Here is a 15,161-nt window from a genome sequence, read left to right as displayed (position 1 = left end):
ATCGGGCGGAGGTTCTCCGCCCTTTTTTTATCTGAAGCTGAAACCGTTAAGCTCAAAAAGTTTCTTAAGCCCTTCCAGACCCGTTTCGTAAGGGAGGCTGCCTATCTCTTTTTCAGGTCCTCTTATTGCAACGGATCCGGGGGAAATCGGGCGCCAGACATCATAGGAATAAGCCCTGTTAAAGCTCAGTGTGGGCACTCCCACTGCCTCAGCAATATGCAGCGTTCCTGTCGAGTTGCCTATGAACATGGAAGCATGGCTCAAAAACGCAGCAAGAACAGACAGAGGCATATTCGGAGCCATAGGACAGATAACACCAGATGCAGAGATTATTGCCTCTACTTTTTCATTCTCACCGGGGCCTGATATGAAAACAGGTCTGAATTCAGAATGTTCTGCAATATAAGCCGTGAGTGCGGCAAATTTATCCGCAGCCCAGCATGAGCGGGGTTTTGTGAAGTTGCCCGGATGAACAACGGCAAATTTATCGTCCTTGTTTATTCCCATTTTCGCCATTATCTCTTCTGCTGCTTTCATATCCGCATCAGAAAAGGCTATGGAAAGCTTGTAGTCAAACTCTGCACCTGCATCAAAATATTCGGCAAACTGCCTGTAAATATCGAGCATATGGTCCTTATTTACACCCACATTTATCATTTCTGTATAAAATTTCTCACAGTTTTCATTGTATGATGAAACCCGTCTCTGTGCTCCGGAAAGCCGTGTGAGCCAGCCGGCAGAGGTGGAGCGGCTGGGATTGAGGTCTATACAAAGATCCCACTTTCTTCCGAAATATGTTCTTATGAAAGGGAGGAGATTTCTTGCTATTTTCTTTTTGGGAAAGACAATTATTTTATCAAGCTCCGGTACTGTACCCGCCAGTTCCGCAACAAAGTCACTCAGAACAATGGTTATATGAGCATCCGGATATTTTTTGCGCAAAGCTCTTATAAAAGCTGTGGAAACAACAAAATCCCCTATTTTACCTATCCATACCAATAAAATATTCTCAGGCATCCCCTCACCCTATAAAAAAACGTAATGAACCGAAAAAATAATAAACACTAATCAGCGGAAACTCAAGATTAAAGGAACCTTTCTGCTCAATGAATTTTCTTAAGGTCTTCCTTTACTCCTTCATAGACATCCACTGTTCCGTCCTTGAATTTGACAGCAGCGTCCTTAGCCTCGGAGGGCAGTTCCTTAGCCCCCTCTTTTGTTTCTTTCCATTGCTGCTTTGCTTCGGGTTTGGCTTTATTATATTCCCGCTTAAAGCTGTCCCCGAACTCACGGGTCATGGAACACCCTGAGAGGAGAAAAGCAGCCGCAATGACGGCTGTTATGTTCTTTTTCATATTCCCCTACTCCGGGTTTACTGCGGCTCCGGATTTGAATGCTTCCTGCTCAACGGCAAGAGCCACGGCATCATGCACTTTTCTGTCCAGAATGTTGGGCACAAGGTCACCGTCCAGAGCAAAAGAGGCAATGGTCTTTGCAGCGGCAATCTTCATCCGGTCATTGATGGTTTTTGCTTTGGATGAGAGCGCCCCTTTGAACAGGCCGGGAAATGCCAGCGCATTATTAACCGACTTTCCGTCGGCAGCGAATATCGCGCCGGATTTAACAGCAAGCTCCGGGTCTATCTCAGGATTAGGGTTAGAAAGCGCCAGAACCACCTGTCCTGGCTGTATCATCTCAGGCTTAATGAGATCAGGGCAGCCGGTGGTAGCTATTACGATTTTAGAGTTTTTCATTACCCCCGCAAGATCCGTAGGCGTGCCGCCAAGCTCCCTGAACAGTTCTTTTGCCTGTGCATTGAGATCCGTTCCTATAAGCTTGGTCACCCCGTAAGCCTTAAGCAGCTTGAAGATACCAGTTCCGGCCGCGCCGAGGCCTATGAAGCCGACACTGGACTGATGAAGGTTAAGGAAGGTGTACTTGGCAATATTCAGAAGAGCCGCCAGAACAACAACCGCCGTTCCGTGCTGGTCGTCATGCATAACAGGAATATTAAGCATATTCTGGAGCCTTTCCTCGATTTCGAAGCACTCCGGCGCCTTTATATCCTCAAGTTTGATCGCCCCGAAAGTGGGCGCAATGTTTTTTACTGTTTCTATAATAACTTCCGAATCATGAGATTCGATAAGAATCGGCACTCCGTTTATATCCGCAAGACGGCTGAAAAGAAGCGCCTTGCCTTCCATAACAGGCATTCCCGCAACAGCGCCAATATCGCCGAGACCGAGGATAGCCGTTCCGTTGGTGACAATGGCCACATTATTGGGGATGGTTGTGAACCTGTCAGCCAGCGACTTATCGGCGGCTATCTGTTTGCATATGGATGCAACGCCCGGTGTATAGACTATTTTAAGGTCGTCGATGGTCTCCACAGAAACAGTGGGCACAACCTTCACCTTGCCCCCCTGATGGTATTCTTCAACTATATCCTTAACTGCTATTATCTCTATGCCTTCAAGTTTTTCCACCTCTTTGAGGATTGCCTTAAGCTGCTCCTCACCGTCGGTATAGACATCCAGATCGCGTATTTTGTAGCCTTTACCTATGTGGACAGACTTTATCTCGCCGAACATACCGTCCATACTGCCCACAAGGGAGGTCAGTCTGCCGAGATAGCCGGGTTTATCGCTTATTTTCACTCTGATCGATTTTATGGTTTTGTTCGAATATTCAAAAAGCATTGGTTCCTCCTATTTGGTTTCCTCATCGACAAAACGTTCCCACGTTTCCGATTCATAATCCCTGCACCTTGTTTTAGCGTCCTTCATGAAACGCCCGGTGACAGCACAGCGCATTTTCCATGAGCCTTTCAGTTCGGCCATCTTAATTTTTCTCAGATGAACGCAGGTAAGGCACTTTATCTCTTTTTCACTCATTATCTTCCGCATCAATTTTTAATAAAGGATATGCCATGTCATATCCTCTGTAAAGAGAATTGATTGCATGATCATACCTGTACAGGTATGATAGCGCCGAGAGAATTTCAGGGTGAATAATGAGCATAGCAGATTATCTTTTATCAGTCAAAAAACTGAACAATATAGGCCGCTGGGCCAGTGACTTCATGCACAGACGGGCTTCCGTGGCGGAGCATTCCTTCTCTGTGGCGCAGATAGCGCAGCTTCTCGGTATCATGGAGGAGAACGCCGGAAACAGGATAGACTGGGGCAGACTTTACAAAAAAGCCCTTAACCACGACGTTTCCGAAGCTTTTACAGGGGATATTCTCAGCCATGTGAAACACAGAACAGAAAAGATGAAGCACATGGTGGAGGAGATAGAGGTTCTCATCGCTGAGGACATGCTTCTGAGCTCTTTCAGTGAGCCGTACAGAGGTGTTTTCAGGGATATACTCTTTGACGGTAAGGACTCCTCAATCGAAGGCAGAATCCTGAAATACGCAGATAATATAGACGCTGTTCTTGAATGCCTTTATGAAAAAAACCTCGGCAACAAATCACCGTTTGAGGAAAAATACTATGAAATACTCCGCAAACTTGAAGGCTCTGACCTTATAAGCGTTAAGATTTTTCTGAGGGATATTCTGCCTGATCTTGAAAAACGCGCATAAATAAAACAGACTCTGCTTTTCACCCGCATCAGTGAGCCAGCGGCATAAAAAGCAACTGATAAATGAGCTGATTTTCATAATAAAACACTTATTCGACTGGACACGGATGATGAAGAGTTGTATCATTAGTTCATAAGACTTTCCCGGAGGTTGCTATGACTCCCAAACTCACCGCAGAAATGCGGCATCTGTGCCCGGCAAAAGGTTTCATCTACGTCTGGCAGATGCCTGTCAGGTTCAGTCACTGGCTTAATGTAATCTGTATAACGATCCTCATCAGCACAGGGCTTTACATCCATTTCCCATTCTTCACCTATGACAACTCACTTACCGAACCATACGTCATGGGACAGATGCGGTTTATCCATTATGTTGCCGGCATGGTGTTCACTTTCAGCGTCCTGCTCAGGGTGGCTTATGTAATAGTAGGCAATCAATACGCCAACTGGCGCACCTTCTACAATCCTTTTAACAAAAAGGACAGGGAACTTATAATCCAGTACCTGAAATACTATACCTTTCTGGAAAAACACCCGAAACACATAATAACCCACAACCCTATGGCACAGTATGCATATCTGGCGATTTTCCTTGTATTCTTCTTCCAGATACTCAGCGGTTTCTACCTCTGGTCTCTCAATGACCCGAACGGAACCCTCCACGGCATGCTTAGCTGGTTCAGCCTCATAGGCAACGTTCAGTACATCAGAATGATGCACTACTTTGTAGTGTTTCTTATAGCAACTTTCCTTGTGGTGCATCTGTATGCCGCCGCTCTTGTGGATTTCAGAACCCGTGCAGGGGATATAAGCTCTATCTTCTCCGGATGGAAAACAGACGTTTCAGACGACTAAAACAACCTCAGTCACTCATAACAAAAAACAAAAGCCGCTTCTTACGGAGCGGCTTTTTTTATAAGCAAACTGTTTAAACGTTTTATCAAGAAGCAGGTTATTATTTTCCTCTGGCAGCTTCGTCAACAGATTCGTAAACTTCAAAAACCTGATCAAGCTTCATGAGCTTGAGAACCTTGTCTATTCTTTCGGGAACATTTACCAGACGCAGAACGCCGCCGTACTCCTTCATGCTTTTAAGCCCTTCAAGGAAAGTGGCAAGCCCGGATGAATCCATGTACACAACTTTATCAAGATCCACCACAAGCACATTTATCTTTGCTCTGGCAACTTCGGCAAGCTTAGCCCTGATCTCAGATGAAGTGAGTATGTCGACCTTTCCGGCGACTTTCAGAACTTTAAACTGGCCGTAATCTTCAGTGTGTATCTTCATCATACCCCCTCGTGAAACTGAAAGCATACTTCTGTAAATATAATATCATTAAACATGCAATAACGGAACAGGTTAACACCTGCCCCTCCTTTATTATCGTAAACGGAGCTGAAAACATTAACAGCAAAATATAAAAAAGGCAAATAACAGAGTATGATTACACCATTATTTGCCTGAGAACAACTTATTTTCTTAACACAAGCCAGACGTAGAGTTCTTTTGTTTTCGGGTCAAGCCATTCATCGCGTATTTCAAAATCGCTTAATACTTCCTCTGCCTGATGACGGGAAAGGGTGGAAACTTTACTCTGATAATATTTAAGCGTCTGTGTATCCACATTCAGCTTTTCTATATTCACTTCGGAACTGACAATAACTTTTATGCTTCTGGCAAGGTCATTCTGCGCAAGTGCTTTTGCCACTCTGCGCTGAGCTGCTATACCGCCTCTGGCCTGCTGCTTTGCTATACCGACAGCGCCTATGTAACCGTCCATATTAGGCGTTGCAAACCATACTGGAAAGCCGTTCTGCACCGGGTATTTCGTCACGGGGCCCAGATTATCCTTGTCCACAGGTCTGTTTGCATATTCCGGTTTGGGCATCTCCGGAGCCTTTTCAGTCGCAGGTGCGGGAGCAGGAACAGGCGGTTTTTCCATGCCTTCAAGCCCTGTACCCTGACCGCTGACCTCTTTATCAAGCTCTTTAAAAGCATCATCAGCCCTATTCTGCTGAACCTGTTTTGTATTATGCACGGCCGGCTTCGGAGCTTCGGTCTTGGAAGCCATGCATCCGGCAAATGTCAGTGAAACCGCAACAGCGGCTATGGTTTTAAGCATTACAACCCCCTGATTTTTCAGTCAAAGTATCTGTACGAAGGCAATACGTCCGTAACCTTTACAATGTATCTTCTGGCTTCGTCATATTCCAGCTTAGCCCTGAGATAGTCATAAACAGCGGCAGGAGCCATGCCGTTTATAATTCCTGCTGCCGTTGTAACATTGTACCTGTTTTTCCCTGCATTACGCCCGTTAAAAGCGGAAGCAACGTTCCCTGCGCCTGTATTATAAGCCGCAATTGAGCAGTAGAATCTGCTTTCCGGGTGGTTCACCGCCTTAAGGTATCTGTAATACAGTATGTGCAGATATGCTGTGCCTGCTCTTATATTATTGTCGGTATTAAAAAGATATGAAGGAGTAAGTATCAGCGGTTTGCCCATGAGAAGCTGTGCCACATCTTTTCCGGCGGATGTCGGCACAATCTGCATAAGTCCGTATGCAGGAATATGTGACTGAGCAACCGGGTTAAATGCGCTTTCAGTCTGTATCACGGAGAAAACCAGCGAAGGCTGTATTTTAAACTCCTTTGAGTATTTCTGGACGGAAGGATTAAGCTGCTCCGCCTTATTTCTGTATGTTTCAGGAGGAAGCTTGCCCTGCATTATAAAAACAGTTTCACCCGTCTTTGAAGGTTCTGTCTTCACCTCCGCATTCTCTTTAAGTTTTTCTGCCGCCAGATCTATATCTTTTTTTGCGGGGTTTTCCTTGCCGGTGATAGCGCTGCCGATCACACTTTCATTCCCCACATTTCCGGTAGCTATATTTTTCAGCTTTTCGCGGGCTTTTTCATCGGTTTTTTTTGCAGGAACATCCCGCTGAAACGCCGTTGCCTTATCCACTCCAAGCATATCCTTCATGAGGGCATCAAGCTCTTTTTCCACGGCAGAGTAATCCCTGCCTATCACCTCAAGACGGTATGTTCCGTTTTCAAAGTCAACCACCTTCTTTTTTTTCAGCCCGTCAGTGTATTCCACCCATTTTGTGGGCGTGCTCATCTCGGCTTCGTTCCACTGAGTGAGAATGTCTTTCCTGTAGGCTGCATACTCTTCATTAATTATGCGTTTGTATTCTGCAAATTCTTTCTCAAGCTCTTCCTTATAAGTGTCAAAGCTTTTTTTCTCGTCACTGAAACCACTGTCCATACTCTCTTTAAAGTCATCAAACCCTTCTGCAAAGGCAAAGGAGGCAAAAAGCATAACAGCGGCGAGGTAAAAAAGTTTTTTCATTATTCAAGCACCATCCATACATAAAGTTCGCTGGTCTGAGGGTCTGTCCAGAACTCCCTCACGGCAGCCTTAACCGTATTTCCCTGCACAGTGTGTATGCTGTAGGAATCGATTGTTGTTGAGGCAGCGCCGGAAGAAGACGCATGTGATTCCAGCACAGTAATATTCTGCACCTGAACGCCAAGCTGTGCCGCTATGGAGTCTATGGCTCTGGAAACTGCCAGCTTGCGCTGTGCATCAAGGCCGCGGATATGCTCTTTGGCTATACCAACGCCTCCTATCCTGCCGCCGTCAGACGGTTTCCACAGCCATTCAGGCTTCTGCACCAGAACAGGCGCGGTAGCTGTCTGCGGTGCACAGGCGTATATAAAGCTCATTAATATGATTAAGACAATGAATTTAGAGGTTTGTTTCATAAAAGTGTCCTTACAGCGGGGATTCCCTCTTTAAAGATCTTAAAGAGCGGGCATGATACAGGGTTTAAAACAATGGGGGCGTAAAAACGCCCCCTGATATTTTACTGGCCGAATTCTTTTGCAATTTCTTTATCAAGCTCTTCGTAGGCTTTTTTAGCCTGGAACTGCTGCCACAGAGCCTGATCGTTTTTGTAGCTTGACTGAACAGCCTGTTTAGCCTGTTCCTTAACTACAGCAGGGTCAAGGACAACAAGTATCCAGAGATCTCCGCAAGGAGACTGCCAGATGTTTTTCTGTCTGGAGCCGTTGAGAGTTTCGTTGGCAACCTGTTTGGAAACCTGAGAAGAAACTTTGTCAACTGTCTGAGCATCGCCCACACCTGTTACCTGAGTGAAGTTCTTAACCATGTTCTGCACTTTAAGGCTTATGATTCTCGCAAGCTCGTCTCTGCCTGAGGCCATAGCCTCAGTTTTAGCGAACTGCATTCCGGCGGGGCCGACCTTAGCTGAACCGGAAGCGGCAAGACCGCCCTCAAGCTCAGGGCTGAGAACCCACGCGGGAGCACCGTTAAAGCAGGGATCGATAACTTTCGGCGCTTCAGCACTTTTTCCTCCGCAGCCGACAGTAACAAGAGCAACAAACATAACCGCCAAAATTATTCTTTTCATAAATCCTCCTATAGGGTTATTAACGTTCTTTCTGTATCATTGTACCACTTTTAAAAAATAATACATTCCCTCTCCGTATGAAAAAAGGGAAAATTCACTGGATAACCAAAATATAAGGTAATATAAATTATCAGCGATTCATATATATGCGGAGAAATATCATGAAAAAGATCCTATTCCTTGCAGCAGTTTTTACCGTGATCACAGCCACAGCTTTTTCAGTTGATAAAGTCTCTCTGGGAGAGATAGCCTCAGCCGAAGGAAAAGTCAATATCTACAAAGAGAACGAAGTACGCGGAGAAACGTTCAGAAAGAATAACCACAAACTTTTCAAAGGTGACAGAATAAAAACCTCCGGCAAAAGCAAGGCATTTATAAATTTCAGAGACCAGTCAAAGGTGGTTGTGCTGGAAAAATCAATGCTGACTATAGACGATTTTAAGAAATACTCCCCCGCTGAGGGTAAGGTTGTTTTCAAAATAACCAAAACAAACGAGGCCCAAGGGGTTCAGATAGGCCTTCAGACCACGGTAATCGGTGTTAAGGGCACGACTTTTCTTGTTGAGGTTGAGCCTAATGCAGACGGAATAGGAACCGCGCCTGCCAAGGTTTACCTCAAAGAAGGCGAGCTTGAATTCACTTCTGTGGAAGGCGAGTTCAAAAGGTATGTGGAGCAGGTTCAGGAGGAATATAACAACTTCGTCAATGAAACCATGAGCGACTACGAGAAATACCTGAGAGAGCAGAATGAGGAGTTCGTGGAATACGTAAAAGAGTTCAGCATAAAAGGCGGAACAGCCGTATCAATAGACGGAAATGAAGTAAGGAACATAGAATTCGGTGATGATGTGAACAGCGCTTTCAGAGAGCTTGACCTCTTTTCCTCACGCATAAATGTTCAGGGACAGACACAGAAGAAAGAAGCTGTCAGACCCCCTGCGCCGCCCAGACCGCAGCCTAAACCGGACAGACAGAATAACAAAGCCGGACAGTGAAAATGAATACGGCAGCCTAATCGGGTAAAGGCTGCCGCTACTTATCTTTAAGGATATCAAGGATATCCAAAAGCTCTTTTTTAATATCTTCCGGGGAAACAGGAGTCTGTGAAACCTGCGCCTGTGCCTTCATCGGTTCGTTCAAAACCTTATTAAGCTTTCTGCGCACACCTTCAATGGTAAGCTTTTCTTCATAAAGCATACGTTTCAGGGAAAAGATCAGGTCAAGGTGTTTTTTGGTATAAAAACGCTGTCCGCCTCCTGATTTAACAGGACGGAGCTGTTTAAATTCCTTCTCCCAAAAACGCAGCACGGAGGATTTGAGCTCCGTTATCTCGCAGACTTCGCCTATTTTGTAGTAAAGCTTATCAGTCATTTACCTCGTCTTTGAATATCTGGCTGGGTCTGAAAACCACAACAGTGCGGGGTTCGATAACAGTTTCCACGCCTGTTTTAGGGTTTCTGCCGATTCTTCTGCCTCTCTTTTTTACTTCAAAGTTGCCGAAGCCGGAAATTTTGACGTTGTTCTTATCAAGGATATTGCCCCTGATTGCATCAAAAACTTCATCCACTACTTTGGAAATGTCCTTCTTGGTAAGTCCAAGCTTTTCGTGTACGGTTTCGACGATGTCAGCTTTTGTCATAACAGCCTCCCTTATAGACAAAATTATAATAGCCTTTTATTTACAGTCAATTACTTTTATCTGTCGAAGGTACGAGCCGCGTATTTTCCGCATTTGCCTTATTATAGGAAACGAAATTGCGTGCTTTTTCGGCAGTCGTACAGCAAACTGTTATATTATATACACTATTTTCAATTTTTACCTGTTTAATTGCAGCGGGAATATTATTTTTTTGCACAAACTCAATAGCCTGCTCTTTATCTGACAAATCGGCAACAAACTCCACACCGCGTCCTGCGATCTGAGTTTTTGAACCGGGCACAAGCCTGTAAACTCTCCATGCGGTGGTTTCCGAGGATGAAACAAGCTTTTCCGTACCCTTAAGACCGGCTCTCTCCGCATTGGCAAGGATAGTGTATCTTTTTGCAGAATTAACATTTTCAAATTCGATGCTGTATATTTTTTCAGGGATAGACACCTGCAAAGCGGCAATCTTTGCAGGTGCAGGTTTAGGCGCTTCCGGCTGTCCGGCGGGTTCTTTCTGAGCTGCCGCAGGTTTCTGAGGTTCAGGAGCCTTCCTCACTTCCGCAGGTTTGGGCTGCTCTGCCGGTTTTGGAGCAGGCTGAGTCTTCACCGGCTCAGGTTTCGGAGCAGGAGCCGCGGCGGGTTTGGGTTCTTCCTTTTTAGTTTCCGCAATGGGGCCAGCACCGACAGCACGGCTTTCCTCTCTGCCCACTGCTACATAGGTTCCCCTTGCGATAGCTGTCTTTCTCGGCAGGGGTTCGGTGGTAACATCAAGAGATTTTACCGCAACAGCAGGCGGTTCAGATACTGCGCCCTGTTCCGGCTCAGGTTCCGGAACATACTCGGATTCTATGACAACAGTGGTTTCCTCGGCATTTTCGTCCAGAAAGACTATTTCGCCTATTTTAGTATATCCTTCCCTTTCAAGTCTGGTTTTTGGAGGAGGAACTGCCCCGTCTGCGGTGGGTTTCTCCGCAGCAGGCCTTATGAGGTCGGCAGGTGCTGTGCCTGTATTGTAATAAAAATAAGAAACAGCTCCGGCACTCAGAGTGAGCAGGAGGGCGGCCGCATATACCGGACTTAACAGCCGGCGGGGCTTCGGCCTTGTTTTATTCTGCGCGGGAACAAGGACAAGCTGCGTGAACAGCTCGTCCTCTATCTCTCCGTGCATCAGACGGTGAATGTCTGAAAAGCTTTTATCATGATATTTAAGTAAATTAATTCCGCTCATCAAATATTTGCGGAGCTTATGCCCCTTTCTGCTCCTCGATAATTTTCTCCATCAGGTGAGTGGGAACCTCTTCATAACGGCAGAACTCCATGGTGAACATGCCGTGTCCGCCTGTCATGCTTCTGAGATCCGGCGCATATGCCAGAACCTCAGCCATAGGCACTTCGGCGCGGATATGCTGTCCGTTTGCCTGAGGTTCAACGTTTGCTATGCGCCCTCTTCTGGAGTTAAGGTCGCCGATCACAGTACCTGTTGTATCATCTGGAACGAAAACGTCAAGGTTCATAATCGGTTCCAGAAGAACTGGTTTGCATTCGGCAGCAACTTTTTTAAATGCCATTGAGCCTGCTATCTTAAACGCCATCTCTGATGAATCCACCGAATGGTATGATCCGTCATACAGACTGACCCTGAAATCAACCAGCGGGAAATCGGCAAGAATCCCTTCTCTGGATGCTTCATATATACCTTTTTCAACTGCGGGTATATAGTTTCTCGGAACAGCACCGCCGACTATGTTGTTTGCAAACTCAAAACCGCTGCCTCTGGGCATAGGCTCTATCTCTATCCAGACATCGCCGTACTGGCCTCTGCCGCCGCTCTGTTTTTTATACTTGCCCTGACCTTTGGCTTTGCCGCGTATGGTTTCCATATAGGGAACCTTCGGTGTTTTAAGTTCAACCTGAACGCCGAACTTGTTCTGGAGCCTTTCGGCTACAACTTCTATGTGCATCTGCCCCATTCCCTTAAGAAGCTGCTGCCCTGTCTGTTCACTGCGCTCCACACGGATTCCCATATCCTCTTCCATCAGACGGTGAAGACCGGATGAAACCTTGTCTTCATCATCTTTGGACTTGGGAACAATGGAATAAGCCAGCACAGGCTCATTGAGCTCCGGTTTGGGGAAGACCACTTTCTTTTTGCCGCCGCAAAGGGTGTCAAAAGTGTCGGTGTATTTAAGTTTATTCACCATAACTATCTGACCTGCAACGGCTTTGTCAATCTTAATGTGGTTTTTGCCCTGAAGAAGATAAAGCTGGGCTATGCGCTCCTTCTCCTCCTTATTGGTGTTGAAGACCTCGGAATCGCTCTTCATCTCGCCGGAGAAAATCCTTATGAGAGAGAGCTTTCCTGCGAAAGGATCGATGAAAGTTTTAAATACGAACGCTGATAACTCCGCCTCATCCGGAACCGCTATAAAATCTTCGCCGCTCTCAATATTTTTAGCTATTTTATACTCCCTCTCAAGGGGTGAGGGAAGATATTTTATTATGGCTTCCAGAAGGAGCTTGCTGCCTATGTTCTTAACGGCAGAGCCGCAGAGCACCGGGATAAACTGCTTGCGGATTGTGCCTTCGCGCAGCCCCTTTTCTATTTCTTCTTCCGTAAGTTCTTCACCTTCAAGGAATTTCTCGATGAGTTCATCGTCAGTTTCGCTGACAGCCTCAAGGAGCTTGCCTCTGTATTTTTCAGCCTCTGCCGCGTACTCGGCGGGAATATCCTCCACCTTGTACTGTGCGGTGGGTTCCGCCGGATAAATGTATGCTTTCATTTTTACAAGGTCGATAATACCTTTAAAATCATTCTCTTTGCCTATGGGTATGAAAATGGGGAGAGGAACAACATTGAAAGATTTTTCTATATCGCCCAGAGCACGGAAAAAGTCCGCCCTGTCCTTATCCATTTTATTTACGAAGACAATTTTAGCCAGATCGTTGTCATCAGCATACTGCCAGACTCTCTGGGTTTCCGCTTTAACGCCGGTAATAGCACTTGCGATAACCACAGCACCGCCGACGGCAGTCACTGCCGCCTTGGTTTCATGAAGGAAGTTTGAGTAACCGGGAGTGTCCACAATGTTTATAAGGTGCTTGTTCCATTCTATGGAGGATACTTTGGAGTGGATTGACAATTTTCTCTTTATCTCAACAGGATCAAAGTCCATAAAGCTGGTTCCGTTTTCGACACTGCCGATACGGTTTACTGCGCCCGCATTGAAGAGAATAGCTTCCGCCAGACTGGTTTTGCCCGCACCTCCGTGGGAGATGAATGCCACATTTCTTATTCTGCCAATCTCCATTTCTACCTCCGAACTGCTTGTTTATAAGATTAAAACCGCAGACGCCGCCTGCGGGTAAAATTAACTTATGAGCAAAGAGGCTGTCAAAAACTCAATAAAACAGCAGGGACAGGCAATTAATCCCTATCCTGACTAAGTTTATCAGAGTTTGAGGGAAATTCAATGCTTTGAAGCGGATTTTTTTTATTTATCTGTTTGTTATATTATGCAATCATAGATAAATTGCATTTCAGGTAATTATCAGGCTTATTTTTGAGAACATTTCATCGCTGAAACTTTCAAAATCATTTAGTAGTGTATTAAACAAAAGGAGATATTAATGAACTCACAAGGCAACGGCACGGGCGGGAGCCCCTGGGGCGACGAGAAGTTTGACTTCAAGATCAAAAAGCCCGACATCAAGCTGCCCGGAGCGTCGTTTATCGGCCTCATTATTGTGGCGGTCTATTTCGCCAGCGGTTTTTTCATTGTCGCTGCGGATGAGCAGGCGGTTATCAAACGCTTCGGTGTTATTAACCGCATAGTCAGTGCTGGTCCCCATTATCACATGCCGTATCCCTTTGAAACTGTTGACAAGGCAGTGGTCACTCAGGTTCACAGAATTGAGATCGGTTTCAAGACAGGTACGCGCGGCGGGTATCAGGAGATTCCCAAGGAATCACTTATGCTCACGGGGGATGAGAACATTGTCAGCATCGCACTCAGCCTCCAGTACAGGATAACTGATATTGAAAGCTATCTGTACAACGTGAACAATGTTGAGATAACTATCAAAGACGCTGCCGAATCAGCAATCAGAGAGGTTGCGGGCAGAGAGATGATAGACGACATCCTCACAGTAGGCAAAGGCAGAATCCAGAACGAAACACAGAAGATTCTTCAGGACATGCTTGATTACTACAAAACAGGCGTAACCATTGTTGCTGTTCAGCTTCAGGATGTTGAGCCCCCGGTTGAGGTTGTGGATTCATTCAAGGATGTTGCAAGCGCGAGAGAGGATAAAAACAGGTTCATAAACGAGGCGGAAGCCTACAGAAATGAGCTTATCCCCAGAGCCAGAGGTCAGGCGGAATCAATGATTCAGGAAGCAGAAGCCTACAGAAAGGAAAAAGTTGAACAGGCTCTCGGTGATACCTCAAGGTTTAACCAGATTCTTGCCAGCTACTCCAAGTCGCCCTCTGTCACAAAAAAGAGGATGTATTTTGATACCATGGCGGAAGTCTTTAAGGGCAACCAGAAATATATATTCGATGACAGCATAGAGAACATATCGCCCCTCCTTGGGCTTGACGCTATCAAAGGAGGTCTGGCGAAATGAAAAAGGAACTTCTGATACCGGTAATTTTAATAGCGGCTTTTGTCGCGTTTAAGTCTCTGTTCATCATTGTGGATGTGACCGAGCATGTTGTCATAACCCAGCTTGGAAAGCCTGTAAACAGCCACTCCACACCGGGGCTCTATTTCAAAATGCCCTTCATACAGAAGGCCATTTTTATGTCCAAAAAGCTTATTGAGTATGACGCAAGCTCATCCGAAATACTGACAAAGGACAAGAAAGCCCTTGTGATAGACAATTACTGCCGCTGGAGAATAGCAGACCCGCTTAAGTTCTACCTCACGGTAAGGGACTACAGGAGCGCTTTTCACAGGCTGGATGACATCATTTACTCCGAAATGAGAAATGAACTCGGCAAGCATGACCTCATTGACGTTATAAAAACCAACAGAGGCGTCATAATGGCTAATGTCACCACTCTTTCCAGAGAAAAAGCCCTTGAATACGGAATAGACATCCATGATGTCCGCATCAAGCGCGCTGATCTGCCCACGCAGAACGAAAAGGCAGTATATGAGCGTATGAAGGCTGAGCGTAACAGGATAGCCAAACAGTACCGCTCAGAGGGTATGGAGGAGTCACAGATTATTAAGGCTACCACTGAGAAGGAAAGAGCAATAATAATCGCAGAAGCTTACCGCAAGGTTGAGGAGATAAAAGGTAAAACCGATGCTGAGGTCATTAACATCTATGCAAGCGCGTATAACAAGGACCCGCAGTTCTATGAGTTTTATAAGTCTCTTGAAGTGTACAGGAATGTCCTTAATGACAACAGCACAGGATTTTTCCTCACAACAAATAATAAAATGCTGAGGCTGCTCCAGAAAGGCGAATAACCGATTAAAAGCAGA

At 45.7% G+C, this 15,161-nt stretch carries 18 protein-coding genes; 5 read left to right on the top strand and 13 right to left on the bottom strand.

Annotated features, from left to right (window positions below; translation table 11 throughout):
* Positions 1-27 precede the first annotated feature (27 nt).
* The 4 genes from OSQ85_RS11120 to OSQ85_RS11105 form a co-directional block, all read right to left on the bottom strand.
* The gene (locus OSQ85_RS11120) at positions 28-1,017 is read right to left on the bottom strand and encodes a glycosyltransferase family 9 protein (protein ID WP_265823120.1); all 990 of its coding nucleotides are present in this window, start codon (positions 1,015-1,017) and stop codon (positions 28-30) included.
* Between the two features lie 86 nt (positions 1,018-1,103).
* Positions 1,104-1,355 carry a hypothetical protein gene (locus OSQ85_RS11115; protein ID WP_265823119.1) on the bottom strand — a complete coding sequence of 84 codons (252 nt, stop codon included), beginning with the start codon at positions 1,353-1,355 and terminating at the stop codon, positions 1,104-1,106.
* 6 nt (positions 1,356-1,361) lie between these two features.
* On the bottom strand, positions 1,362-2,699 hold the full coding sequence (locus OSQ85_RS11110; protein ID WP_265823118.1) for an NAD-dependent malic enzyme: 1,338 nt from the start codon (positions 2,697-2,699) through the stop codon (positions 1,362-1,364).
* Between the two features lie 9 nt (positions 2,700-2,708).
* Entirely contained in the window at positions 2,709-2,894 is a 186-nt protein-coding gene (locus OSQ85_RS11105) for a hypothetical protein (RefSeq protein WP_265823117.1), read from the bottom strand.
* Positions 2,895-3,013: 119 nt separating this feature from the next.
* On the opposite strand from OSQ85_RS11105, the gene OSQ85_RS11100 reads away from it, so the two are divergent.
* Together OSQ85_RS11100 and cybH are read left to right on the top strand one after the other, a co-directional pair.
* Positions 3,014-3,589 carry an HD domain-containing protein gene (locus OSQ85_RS11100; RefSeq protein ID WP_265823115.1) on the top strand — a complete coding sequence of 192 codons (576 nt, stop codon included), beginning with the start codon at positions 3,014-3,016 and terminating at the stop codon, positions 3,587-3,589.
* A gap of 155 nt (positions 3,590-3,744) precedes the next feature.
* Complete coding sequence (gene cybH / locus OSQ85_RS11095) at positions 3,745-4,443, top strand: Ni/Fe-hydrogenase, b-type cytochrome subunit (RefSeq protein ID WP_265823114.1); 699 nt, start codon at positions 3,745-3,747, stop codon at positions 4,441-4,443.
* Positions 4,444-4,543: 100 nt separating this feature from the next.
* Here the strand turns inward: cybH and OSQ85_RS11090 are convergent, their stop codons facing one another.
* The 5 genes from OSQ85_RS11090 to OSQ85_RS11070 form a co-directional block, all read right to left on the bottom strand.
* A complete protein-coding gene (locus tag OSQ85_RS11090; RefSeq protein ID WP_265823113.1) occupies positions 4,544-4,876 on the bottom strand; it encodes an STAS domain-containing protein in 333 nt (110 codons plus the stop codon).
* A gap of 184 nt (positions 4,877-5,060) precedes the next feature.
* Positions 5,061-5,711: an LPP20 family lipoprotein gene (locus tag OSQ85_RS11085; protein ID WP_265823112.1), complete on the bottom strand. Its 651-nt coding sequence runs from the start codon at positions 5,709-5,711 to the stop codon at positions 5,061-5,063.
* 17 nt (positions 5,712-5,728) lie between these two features.
* Entirely contained in the window at positions 5,729-6,937 is a 1,209-nt protein-coding gene (locus tag OSQ85_RS11080) for a transglycosylase SLT domain-containing protein (protein ID WP_265823111.1), read from the bottom strand.
* A complete protein-coding gene (locus OSQ85_RS11075; RefSeq protein ID WP_265823110.1) occupies positions 6,937-7,314 on the bottom strand; it encodes a hypothetical protein in 378 nt (125 codons plus the stop codon). Before OSQ85_RS11075 ends, OSQ85_RS11080 begins: the two co-directional genes overlap by 1 nt.
* 140 nt (positions 7,315-7,454) lie before the next feature.
* Positions 7,455-8,021 (bottom strand): LPP20 family lipoprotein, encoded by a 567-nt coding sequence (locus OSQ85_RS11070; protein WP_265823108.1) that lies wholly within the window; start codon positions 8,019-8,021, stop codon positions 7,455-7,457.
* Between the two features lie 161 nt (positions 8,022-8,182).
* On the opposite strand from OSQ85_RS11070, the gene OSQ85_RS11065 reads away from it, so the two are divergent.
* Complete coding sequence (locus OSQ85_RS11065; RefSeq protein ID WP_265823107.1) at positions 8,183-9,016, top strand: FecR domain-containing protein; 834 nt, start codon at positions 8,183-8,185, stop codon at positions 9,014-9,016.
* 37 nt (positions 9,017-9,053) lie between these two features.
* On the opposite strand, the gene OSQ85_RS11060 is transcribed toward OSQ85_RS11065, so the two are convergent.
* The 4 genes from OSQ85_RS11060 to fusA are packed head-to-tail and all read right to left on the bottom strand — an operon-like array spanning position 9,054 to position 12,974.
* A complete protein-coding gene (locus tag OSQ85_RS11060; RefSeq protein ID WP_265823106.1) occupies positions 9,054-9,392 on the bottom strand; it encodes a MerR family transcriptional regulator in 339 nt (112 codons plus the stop codon).
* Positions 9,385-9,660 (bottom strand): integration host factor subunit alpha, encoded by a 276-nt coding sequence (locus OSQ85_RS11055; RefSeq protein WP_265823105.1) that lies wholly within the window; start codon positions 9,658-9,660, stop codon positions 9,385-9,387. The genes OSQ85_RS11060 and OSQ85_RS11055 overlap by 8 nt, the downstream gene beginning before the upstream one ends.
* Positions 9,661-9,706: 46 nt before the next feature.
* Positions 9,707-10,894 (bottom strand): hypothetical protein, encoded by a 1,188-nt coding sequence (locus OSQ85_RS11050; RefSeq protein ID WP_265823104.1) that lies wholly within the window; start codon positions 10,892-10,894, stop codon positions 9,707-9,709.
* Positions 10,895-10,910: 16 nt separating this feature from the next.
* Positions 10,911-12,974: an elongation factor G gene (fusA, locus tag OSQ85_RS11045; RefSeq protein ID WP_265823103.1), complete on the bottom strand. Its 2,064-nt coding sequence runs from the start codon at positions 12,972-12,974 to the stop codon at positions 10,911-10,913.
* 319 nt (positions 12,975-13,293) lie between these two features.
* On the opposite strand from fusA, the gene hflK reads away from it, so the two are divergent.
* Together hflK and hflC are read left to right on the top strand one after the other, a co-directional pair.
* Positions 13,294-14,292: an FtsH protease activity modulator HflK gene (gene hflK, locus OSQ85_RS11040; protein WP_265823101.1), complete on the top strand. Its 999-nt coding sequence runs from the start codon at positions 13,294-13,296 to the stop codon at positions 14,290-14,292.
* Positions 14,289-15,146, top strand: coding sequence for a protease modulator HflC (gene hflC, locus OSQ85_RS11035; protein WP_265823099.1), 858 nt, complete (start codon positions 14,289-14,291; stop codon positions 15,144-15,146). The genes hflK and hflC overlap by 4 nt, the downstream gene beginning before the upstream one ends.
* Positions 15,147-15,161 lie beyond the last annotated feature (15 nt).

Origin of the sequence: Geovibrio ferrireducens (assembly GCF_026226615.1) — a bacterium.
Classification (GTDB): Bacteria; Chrysiogenota; Deferribacteres; order Deferribacterales; family Geovibrionaceae; genus Geovibrio; species Geovibrio ferrireducens.
The sequence above is the reverse complement of the archived record's forward strand: the minus strand, read 5'-3'. Positions and strand labels throughout refer to the sequence as shown.

What these genes read in the sequence shown, in the direction of transcription:
- OSQ85_RS11090 (WP_265823113.1), bottom strand. Translation starts at nt 4,876, where the DNA reads ATGAAGATACACACTGAAGATTACGGCCAGTTTAAAGTTCTGAAAGTC.
- OSQ85_RS11075 (WP_265823110.1), bottom strand. Translation starts at nt 7,314, where the DNA reads ATGAGCTTTATATACGCCTGTGCACCGCAGACAGCTACCGCGCCTGTT.
- OSQ85_RS11100 (WP_265823115.1), top strand. Translation starts at nt 3,014, where the DNA reads ATGAGCATAGCAGATTATCTTTTATCAGTCAAAAAACTGAACAATATA.
- OSQ85_RS11115 (WP_265823119.1), bottom strand. Translation starts at nt 1,355, where the DNA reads ATGAAAAAGAACATAACAGCCGTCATTGCGGCTGCTTTTCTCCTCTCA.
- OSQ85_RS11105 (WP_265823117.1), bottom strand. Translation starts at nt 2,894, where the DNA reads ATGAGTGAAAAAGAGATAAAGTGCCTTACCTGCGTTCATCTGAGAAAA.
- OSQ85_RS11120 (WP_265823120.1), bottom strand. Translation starts at nt 1,017, where the DNA reads ATGCCTGAGAATATTTTATTGGTATGGATAGGTAAAATAGGGGATTTT.
- OSQ85_RS11065 (WP_265823107.1), top strand. Translation starts at nt 8,183, where the DNA reads ATGAAAAAGATCCTATTCCTTGCAGCAGTTTTTACCGTGATCACAGCC.
- hflC (WP_265823099.1), top strand. Translation starts at nt 14,289, where the DNA reads ATGAAAAAGGAACTTCTGATACCGGTAATTTTAATAGCGGCTTTTGTC.
- OSQ85_RS11055 (WP_265823105.1), bottom strand. Translation starts at nt 9,660, where the DNA reads ATGACAAAAGCTGACATCGTCGAAACCGTACACGAAAAGCTTGGACTT.
- OSQ85_RS11110 (WP_265823118.1), bottom strand. Translation starts at nt 2,699, where the DNA reads ATGCTTTTTGAATATTCGAACAAAACCATAAAATCGATCAGAGTGAAA.
- hflK (WP_265823101.1), top strand. Translation starts at nt 13,294, where the DNA reads ATGAACTCACAAGGCAACGGCACGGGCGGGAGCCCCTGGGGCGACGAG.
- fusA (WP_265823103.1), bottom strand. Translation starts at nt 12,974, where the DNA reads ATGGAGATTGGCAGAATAAGAAATGTGGCATTCATCTCCCACGGAGGT.
- OSQ85_RS11085 (WP_265823112.1), bottom strand. Translation starts at nt 5,711, where the DNA reads ATGCTTAAAACCATAGCCGCTGTTGCGGTTTCACTGACATTTGCCGGA.
- OSQ85_RS11050 (WP_265823104.1), bottom strand. Translation starts at nt 10,894, where the DNA reads ATGAGCGGAATTAATTTACTTAAATATCATGATAAAAGCTTTTCAGAC.
- OSQ85_RS11080 (WP_265823111.1), bottom strand. Translation starts at nt 6,937, where the DNA reads ATGAAAAAACTTTTTTACCTCGCCGCTGTTATGCTTTTTGCCTCCTTT.
- OSQ85_RS11070 (WP_265823108.1), bottom strand. Translation starts at nt 8,021, where the DNA reads ATGAAAAGAATAATTTTGGCGGTTATGTTTGTTGCTCTTGTTACTGTC.
- OSQ85_RS11060 (WP_265823106.1), bottom strand. Translation starts at nt 9,392, where the DNA reads ATGACTGATAAGCTTTACTACAAAATAGGCGAAGTCTGCGAGATAACG.
- cybH (WP_265823114.1), top strand. Translation starts at nt 3,745, where the DNA reads ATGACTCCCAAACTCACCGCAGAAATGCGGCATCTGTGCCCGGCAAAA.